Source organism: Acidovorax sp. KNOB132 (assembly GCF_057541515.1).
The window spans coordinates 1-7,380 of record NZ_BAAJYT010000183.1 but is presented as its reverse complement, the minus strand read 5'-3'; the positions used below and the strand labels follow the sequence as shown (position 1 = coordinate 7,380).

At 65.5% G+C, this 7,380-nt stretch carries 7 protein-coding genes; 3 read left to right on the top strand and 4 right to left on the bottom strand.

Translation table 11 applies throughout. The features are described from left to right. Positions 1-107: 107 nt before the first annotated feature. Both AC27IO_RS18110 and AC27IO_RS18105 read right to left on the bottom strand, forming a co-directional pair. Positions 108-2,240 carry an NAD(P)-binding protein gene (locus tag AC27IO_RS18110; protein ID WP_498740017.1) on the bottom strand — a complete coding sequence of 711 codons (2,133 nt, stop codon included), beginning with the start codon at positions 2,238-2,240 and terminating at the stop codon, positions 108-110. A gap of 69 nt (positions 2,241-2,309) precedes the next feature. Next, on the bottom strand, positions 2,310-3,848 hold the full coding sequence (locus AC27IO_RS18105; RefSeq protein WP_284430850.1) for a winged helix-turn-helix domain-containing protein: 1,539 nt from the start codon (positions 3,846-3,848) through the stop codon (positions 2,310-2,312). A 145-nt stretch (positions 3,849-3,993) separates the two neighbouring features. On the opposite strand from AC27IO_RS18105, the gene AC27IO_RS18100 reads away from it, so the two are divergent. Both AC27IO_RS18100 and AC27IO_RS18095 read left to right on the top strand, forming a co-directional pair. Next, positions 3,994-4,527, top strand: coding sequence for a hypothetical protein (locus AC27IO_RS18100; RefSeq protein ID WP_284430849.1), 534 nt, complete (start codon positions 3,994-3,996; stop codon positions 4,525-4,527). 73 nt (positions 4,528-4,600) lie between these two features. Then, a complete protein-coding gene (locus AC27IO_RS18095; protein WP_284430848.1) occupies positions 4,601-4,894 on the top strand; it encodes a hypothetical protein in 294 nt (97 codons plus the stop codon). An 85-nt stretch (positions 4,895-4,979) separates the two neighbouring features. On the opposite strand, the gene AC27IO_RS18090 is transcribed toward AC27IO_RS18095, so the two are convergent. Beyond that, a complete protein-coding gene (locus AC27IO_RS18090) occupies positions 4,980-5,693 on the bottom strand; it encodes a YebC/PmpR family DNA-binding transcriptional regulator (RefSeq protein WP_498740014.1) in 714 nt (237 codons plus the stop codon). 269 nt (positions 5,694-5,962) lie between these two features. Further along, positions 5,963-6,406: a TfoX/Sxy family protein gene (locus tag AC27IO_RS18085; protein ID WP_498740012.1), complete on the bottom strand. Its 444-nt coding sequence runs from the start codon at positions 6,404-6,406 to the stop codon at positions 5,963-5,965. A gap of 268 nt (positions 6,407-6,674) precedes the next feature. On the opposite strand from AC27IO_RS18085, the gene AC27IO_RS18080 reads away from it, so the two are divergent. Beyond that, on the top strand, positions 6,675-7,380 hold a 706-nt coding region (locus tag AC27IO_RS18080; RefSeq protein ID WP_498740011.1), incomplete at its 3' end, for an aldehyde dehydrogenase family protein.

Sequence of the window (7,380 nt, the reverse complement as noted above, 5' to 3'; positions counted from 1 at the left end):
TGCATCTGCCCGGCCGGCCCGGCCACGCGGACTTCCTGCGCGGCTGACCGGCCCACGGGCTGCGCCGCCGCAGCCCGGTTTCCCGCTGGCCCTGTCGCCTTATTGCCTTATTCAGCGGCGGCGGGCGCCGCAGGCGGTGCGCACGGGGCGTCGGCCGAGACCGGATAGCCCACGATGTCCGTCAGCGCTGGATACCCGCTGATGGCGTGCGACGCCAGCCGGCCGCCCATGGTCGCGCCCTCGGCGCTGCCCACGTTCAGCCCGGTGTAGATCCAGTCGCCCGCCAGCACGAGGTTGCTGAAGCCCGACTCCCACGCCTTGAGCCGCGCGGCGGTGCTGCCCGGCGGGCTGATCACGTAGCGCTCGGACGGGTCGATGTTGGCGCGCCAGAACTGCTGGTCGAAGCGCTGCACGCCCAGCCCGGTGTTGGCCGGGTCGTGGTCCTGCAGCAGGCTGAAATCCATGCCCGTCGGGTCGCCCGGCGGCGAGACCACGTTGGTCGTGGATTTCGGCAGCAGCGGTCCCATGCACACCTGCAGGTACTGGATGCACTGGGCCTTCACCCTGGCGTCGGCCCGTTCGGGGTAGCCGGTGTCGGTCAGGGGCGGCGGCGGCTCGTAGTCGGCCATGGCGCCCGAGAAGTACCACAGCGATTTGGGCATCTGGCTGGCCGGCCACGACTCCCACTGCAGCAGGTGGGTGAAGTCCACCTGCCCATCCAGCGGGTTCATGTAGGTGGCGCCGATCACCGTGTCGGTGGGGTTCTTGAGGGGAATGTCCCAGCCCAGATCGGTGGTGCTGCGGTTCAGCCAGACCTGCATGGTCTGCGTCTGCACGGTGGGCACCTTCTCGACCATCGCGCGCCATTCGGGACGCGCGGCCAGCAGCTCCTTGCACAGGTAGGGCACGGCACCCACCGCGATGGCCAGCACCACCTGATCGAAGTCTTCGCCGGCCTTCAGGGTCTTCTGGCCCACGTTCTTCCAGGGCGTCCAGTACGACTCCAGGTCGATGTCCTGCTCGCGCAGCGCATCGCCTTCCACCAACTGGTCGTAGCAGGGGCCGGACGGCCACGCTGGCAGGCCTTCGATCGGCACGAGCGGTTCGTAGGGCGCATCCGGCTTCACCAGGGTGGCCTGCACGCCCATCTGCACGGCAGCCACCGACTGGCCGTCCGCCGACAGCGCGAGGTTTTCGACCTTGTGGAAGAACTCGAACTGCACGCCGCGCTGGCGCAGCACCAGGTACAGCGGCGCGATCACCGTCTCGCCCGTGCCCGCCGCGAACAGCCAGGCGAATGCACCCATGTACGCATAGCTGCGCAGCGACCAATGCAGGTAGGCGCCTGCCGCCATGCTGGCGGTGCGGGCCGTATCGCCCTGCGGGTACTGGTAGGACAGGTTGACCGTGTTGAGCGCGAGCGGGGACGACACCGTCATCACCGAAGCGCCGTGGCGCGCCAGCCAGTCGCTGAAATTCTCGTTGTCGATCACATCGAAGCCGCGCTCGATGATGCGGTCGGCCAGCACGCCGCGCACGATGGCCATCAGGTATTCGAGCAGGATGTACAGGCGCCGCAGGTCGTCGTTCTCGTCGATCAGACCTTTGAGCCGCGCGTGCAGCCAGTCCCACACCTCGTCAAGCACGGGGTGGCTGGTGCCCAGCTCGGCGTTCTCGTCGAGGATCGCGGTCTGCAGGCGTTCCAGGATGTCCTGGCCGGCGCGCAGCTCCAGCTTGTGGATCTCGCTCAGGCCGGGCGTGGCTTCGGGGTCGATCAGGCCCTGGGTCGTCTCGATCAGCCCGCCGATCCACTGGCGGATGGTCTGCAGGGACGAAGCATCGTCCGGAGTCAGCGAATTGGTCGGCACGGTCATGGGCCAGCGCTTGAAGCCGCCGTTCTCGAATTCCCACATCAGCACGAAGCTCTCGGGAATGAAAGCCTGCTCGAACGTGGCCAGCTTGGCATCCGCCGGGCGGCCCAGGGCCTTGTAGCAGTCGGCCATGATCGGCAGCGCGTTGTAGTAGCTGCCCAGGAACCCGTGGATGCCGTGCTCCTCGATGCGGTTGTTGGGCCCCCGCTTGGTGGCGCACTTGCCGCCGAGCCGCCAGCCCATCTGGTACACCGTGATGGCGTATTTTTCCTGCCAGCCGGGCTGGCTGGTCAGCTCGTAGGCCGCCGTCAGGGCGGCGAGGCCACCCCCCAGGATGGCGATTTTCTGGGGTGCATTCGCTTCAGACATACCGTTTCCCTCTCTCTTTTGGATTGCCGATGGTTGGGTTTCTCATGGACTGCCGGGTGGATGCGCGCCTCACTCGCTCCAGCCCGCCTGCCGCAGGCAGTCGGTGTAATGGTTCAGGTGCGCTTCGTCCACGAAGGGGTGGCCGGCCTTCAACGCCTGCAGGGAGTACGGGCCGAACTTCTGGGCCTGCCGCAGGGTCTGCTGTCCGTCCTCCGGGCGGCCGGACGCGACCTGGCACGCGGCCAGCAGGTAGTGGTTGAAGAACCAGTCCGGACGCTTGGACAGCGCCTGCAGGGCGAAGCCCAGCGCGGCCTGGTAATCGCCCTCGATGAAGCTCGCCAGCGCCCGTGTGCGGATCCACAGGCTCAGGTGGGGATCGAGCGGGCTGGCCTCGCAGGCCTGCAATGCGTAGCTCGCGGCCTCCTGCGTGCGCCCGCAAAACGCCAGCAGGCGCCCCAGTTCGCCCGCCGCGGCGGCGAACTGCGGATAGATCGACAGGGCATGCTCCTGCTCGGAAATCGCCTGCGGAAAATTGCGCGAGAACGAAAGCACCGTGCCCAGCGTGAAATGGGCGAAGGCGTCGGTGTCGTCGTGGCTCACCGCCTGCAGGGCATGGCGGTTGGCTTCGGCGATGTCCATGCGGGCGGATTCGGACCAGCCGGCCCACACCCGCGACATCAGGATGAATGCCAGCAGGGCCAGGGCCGGGGGATCGTCGGGCTTGGTGTCCAGCGCCTTTTGCGCAAAGTACTCCGCCTTCTCCATGTGGTCGCGCGTGGAGCGCCAGAAATGCCAGCGCGCGCGCATCAGCAGTTCCCAATGCTCGCGGTCGCGGGGCGTGGTCTGGCTGCTGACCCATTCCTCGCGCCGCAGGTACACCGGCTCGATGGCGCTCACGATGGCCGCCGATATCTCGTCCTGCACCTGAAAGAGGTCATCCACCGGCCGGTCGAAGCTCTGCGCCCAGATGGTTTCGTTGCGCGGCCCGTCGATCAGCTCCGCGGTCACGCGCAACCGGTTGCCGTTGAACCGGATCAGGCCTGACACGAGGTAGCGCACCCCCAGCTCCTGGCTGATGGTGCCGTTGGGCGGCAGCGGATGCCGGTAGCTCACCGAGGAGCTGCGGGCGATCACGTACAGCCAGCGCGAGCGGGACAGGCGGTTGATGATGTCCTCGGCCATGCCGTCGGCCAGATAGCCGTCATCGGCGAGGCCGCCCGCCACACCGAACGGCAGCACCGCCACCGAGCGGGAGGCACTGGACACCATGGCGACCGGCAGCGGCTCAGGCACCTGGGTGCCACTGGCCACCGGCGCGACACGCGCGACGAACCGGTAGCCCTGCCCCGGGATGGTCATGATCAGGTCGGAGCCCAGCAGCTTGCGCAGCGAGGACACATGCACCTGCAGGTTGTTTTCCTCCACCACCATGCCCGGCCAGACGAGATTGAACAGCTCCGATTTGGTCACCAGCGCGCCGGCTTTGTGGACCAGGGCGCACAGCACATCGAAAGCGCGGGCTCCCAGCAGGACAGGCTTACCGTGGGCCAGCAACTGGCGCTCGTGGACCCTCAGCGTGAAGTGGGAAAACGTGAATTCAGTGGTCATGGCCCGCAAGTTCTTGTCGCCTCTAACAACCCAGCCTCCCCGGCGGGTCTCTCACTCTACACCAAGATTGTTTCAGAACGCTTCAGGTTTTCCAAGGCCGCGTTAAGGGCAATAAAAGGGGTCGAAGAACAAAATCCGCCCACTCATGAATCGCAACCGAGGGGGATTTTTAAGCGGCGTCAAAAACGCCATTAAAAAAATAATCGAGGGGCGTCATGAGAAAGCAACCGGCCACGCAATCTTGCTGAAGCCGGTATTTTGTTCAGAGAAAACAAACCCTCTAGGAAACATAATGTCCGATTGTAATTGCAACCAAAACAACGCCCAAGACGAATCGACCCACGTGCCGAACTTCACGGCTGTGGGTTTCGCCGAGGGCAGCAGCCACGCACCTGCACTGCGCAGCAACGCTGCCGGCGCTCCCAACCTGGAAGGCGTGGAAGCGCTGAAACTGTCCGTCTGCGTGGGCGCCAGCTACAACCCGACCACCAACCAGATCTGCTTCTCGGTGCCCATCTACGGCAATCTCTGCATTACCTCTCCGATCCACATTCCCGTCGGTGGCCAACTGAAGGCATGCGCGCAGACTTGCGGCTCTTTCATTCCCACGGGCCTGAAAGTCACCATTTACCTCAACGGCAATCCCATTTACAGCGGCACGGTGGTGGGCCGCTGCTGATTTGCCACCAAGGGAGGGGCCGAATCAAAAATCAAATCAATTCGGCCATTTTTCATTACGCGGGAGAAAAACCATGGCTTCATGCAGCCCTTTCAATGTGAACTTCACGGGCAGTGCCCAGGACCTGTTCGTCAAGATCGCCGCCCTCATTCACCAGAATGGCGGCGTCATCTCGGGCGGTCCCGCGGGTGGCAGCTTTTCGGTGGGCACGCCACTGGGCACGGTGGCTGGCACGTTTTCAGTGAACGGCCAGACCTGCACCGTGACGATCACCCAGCGGCCGTTCTTCCTGCCCTGCAGCACCATCCAGTCGTTCGTGCAGTCGCACATTCCGACCGTGGTGCAGTCCAACATCCTGGACTTCTGAAGCGTCTCCTGGCGCATTGAAAAAGCCGCCCCGGCCTCACGGCCGGGGCGGCTTTCTTTTGGAAAGGCAGGCGTGCCGGAGGCGCTCAGCCCGCCAGCGCCACGAACACGTTCTGCACATCGTCGTTGCCGTCGATGGCGGCCAAGAACGATTCGACCTCTTCCAGTTGCTCCGCGCTGAGACTGGCCGGGTTCACCGGGTTCTTGGGCCGGTAGCCCAGCTTGGCCGACAGCACCGTGAACCCCTGCGCCGGCAGCGCGCGGCACACCAGGTCCAGATCAGTGGGATCGGTCCAGAACGTGGTGTTGCCCTCTTCCTCGCCGGGCTCGAAATCCTGGGCGCCCGCCTCGATGGCGGCCATTTCGGGGTCCGCATCGGCAGACGCCGGCTCGGCCTCGATGATGCCCACATGGTGGAAGTCCCAGGCCACGGAGCCGGACGTGCCGAGTTGGCCCTTGCGAAAAAGCACGCGCATTTCCGGCGCTGTGCGGTTCACGTTATCGGTGAGGCACTCCACCATCACCGCCACTTGGTGCGGGGCGAAGCCTTCATAGATCACGCGCTCGTAATTGACCGCATCGCCGGACAGGCCCGCACCCTTTTTGATGGCGCGCTCGAGGGTGTCCTTGGGCATGGACACCTTGCGAGCCTGCTCCACCACCAGGCGCAGCCGCGCATTGCCCGCCGGATCGGCGCCACCGCGCGCCGCGACCATGATTTCCTTGACCAGCTTGCCGAACAGCTTGCCTTTGGCATCCGCGACCTGTGCCTTGCCCTTTGCTTTCCACTGCGCGCCCATCGTGACGATTCCTTGGTTTGCGGCGCTCCAGGCGTCCCGCGTCGTTGATTGATTGATCGATTGGTTGGATGGGCCGGGCGACGGCATGGAAGGAATGGCCTCCGCGCCCGCAGGCGCTGCACGGGCGCCCGACCCGGAGGGCATCGGTTATACACCCGCGGCCCCGCGCCGCCACGGTTGCCGCCACCCTTGAGGCGAAAAAGAGCCCATGCCGGGGTTTTGATTGCCCTGGTAGCTATCAAATCAATAGCACCGAACGGCGCGGTGGCTCACCGCCCCTTTTTGTCCACCGAACCACCCGGCCTGCGGCTGGCCGCCGGCCCCGGCCGGGAAGCCGACCGCAGGGCGGCCTCCCAGGCCCGGCTGGCCCACTCCACCGCTTCGGCCGGGTCTTCGTACATTTCCGCCGGGGCCTGCCGGTACGACAGCGCCACCGGGCGGCCATGGCGCTCGTAGACGAAAGGCTGCAGGCCACGGGCGTCGAACACCGGCGCGGTGAGCGCGTCGGCCTTGAGGTACAGCGCATCGTTCACCACCAGCGCCAGCATGCGGCCTTCGTGGAAGACGCCCCAGCCGCCGAACATGCGCCGCAACCGGACGGAGCCCCAAGGCGCGAAGACCCCGGGCAGTTCCTGGGCGAAGGCACTCACGGGAGCGGAAGGCGGCTTTTTCATCGGGGTGGCGTGCGGAGTTCGGATGGGGAACCCGTCCATTGTGCGGGTCCGGCGTTGTTCCACATCGACCCGCCAAGTGTTCCGCAACGGAACACCCGTTGCGCCACGGGGCACTCCAGCGCTCGATGCGGCCTTGAAGCGATCAAAGAGCAATCGACCGCTACCGCTTGATCTGCTTGGTTTGCCTGCTATTCATTTTGAAGGTTTGCCTGCCCTGACCTGGCTGGCACGTGCATTGCGCCAACACAGAGGCCCGCGCCACCCCGGTGGCGTGGAACACCCCAACCGACCACAGGAGACATGCACCATGAACATGGCAGAAATCGCCAGCCTCGGCATCGCCAACCCTTACAAGAAGCAGTACGGCAACTACATCGGCGGGCAGTGGGTGCCGCCCATCGACGGCCAGTATTTCGAGAACACCTCGCCCATCAACGGCCAGGTGTTCACCTCCATCCCCCGCTCCAACGACAAGGACATCAACGCTGCACTGGATGCCGCCCACAAGGCCAAGGCCGCCTGGGGCAAGACCTCCACCACCGACCGGGCGAACGCCCTGCTGAAGATCGCCGACCGCATGGAAGCCAACCTGCTCACCATCGCGGTGGCCGAGACGCTGGACAACGGCAAGCCGCTGCGCGAGACCATGGCCGCCGACATTCCCCTGGCCATCGACCACTTCCGCTACTTCGCGGGCTGCATCCGCGCGCAGGAAGGCGGCATCAGCGAGATCGACCACGAAACCATGGCCTACCACTTCCACGAGCCGCTGGGCGTGGTGGGGCAGATCATTCCGTGGAACTTCCCGATCCTCATGGCGGTATGGAAGCTCGCACCGGCCCTGGCCGCCGGCAACTGCGTGGTGCTCAAGCCCGCCGAGCAGACGCCCGCCTCCATCCTCGTGCTGCTGGAACTGGTGGGCGACCTGCTGCCGCCCGGCGTGGTCAACGTGGTGAACGGGTTCGGCCTGGAAGCCGGCAAGCCGCTGGCCAGCAGTCCGCGCATCGCAAAAA

Excerpts from the sequence above, each read along its gene's own strand:
- AC27IO_RS18110 (WP_498740017.1), bottom strand. The coding sequence starts at position 2,240 with ATGTCTGAAGCGAATGCACCCCAGAAAATCGCCATCCTGGGGGGTGGC.
- AC27IO_RS18105 (WP_284430850.1), bottom strand. The coding sequence starts at position 3,848 with ATGACCACTGAATTCACGTTTTCCCACTTCACGCTGAGGGTCCACGAG.
- AC27IO_RS18100 (WP_284430849.1), top strand. The coding sequence starts at position 3,994 with ATGAATCGCAACCGAGGGGGATTTTTAAGCGGCGTCAAAAACGCCATT.
- AC27IO_RS18095 (WP_284430848.1), top strand. The coding sequence starts at position 4,601 with ATGGCTTCATGCAGCCCTTTCAATGTGAACTTCACGGGCAGTGCCCAG.
- AC27IO_RS18090 (WP_498740014.1), bottom strand. The coding sequence starts at position 5,693 with ATGGGCGCGCAGTGGAAAGCAAAGGGCAAGGCACAGGTCGCGGATGCC.
- AC27IO_RS18085 (WP_498740012.1), bottom strand. The coding sequence starts at position 6,406 with ATGGACGGGTTCCCCATCCGAACTCCGCACGCCACCCCGATGAAAAAG.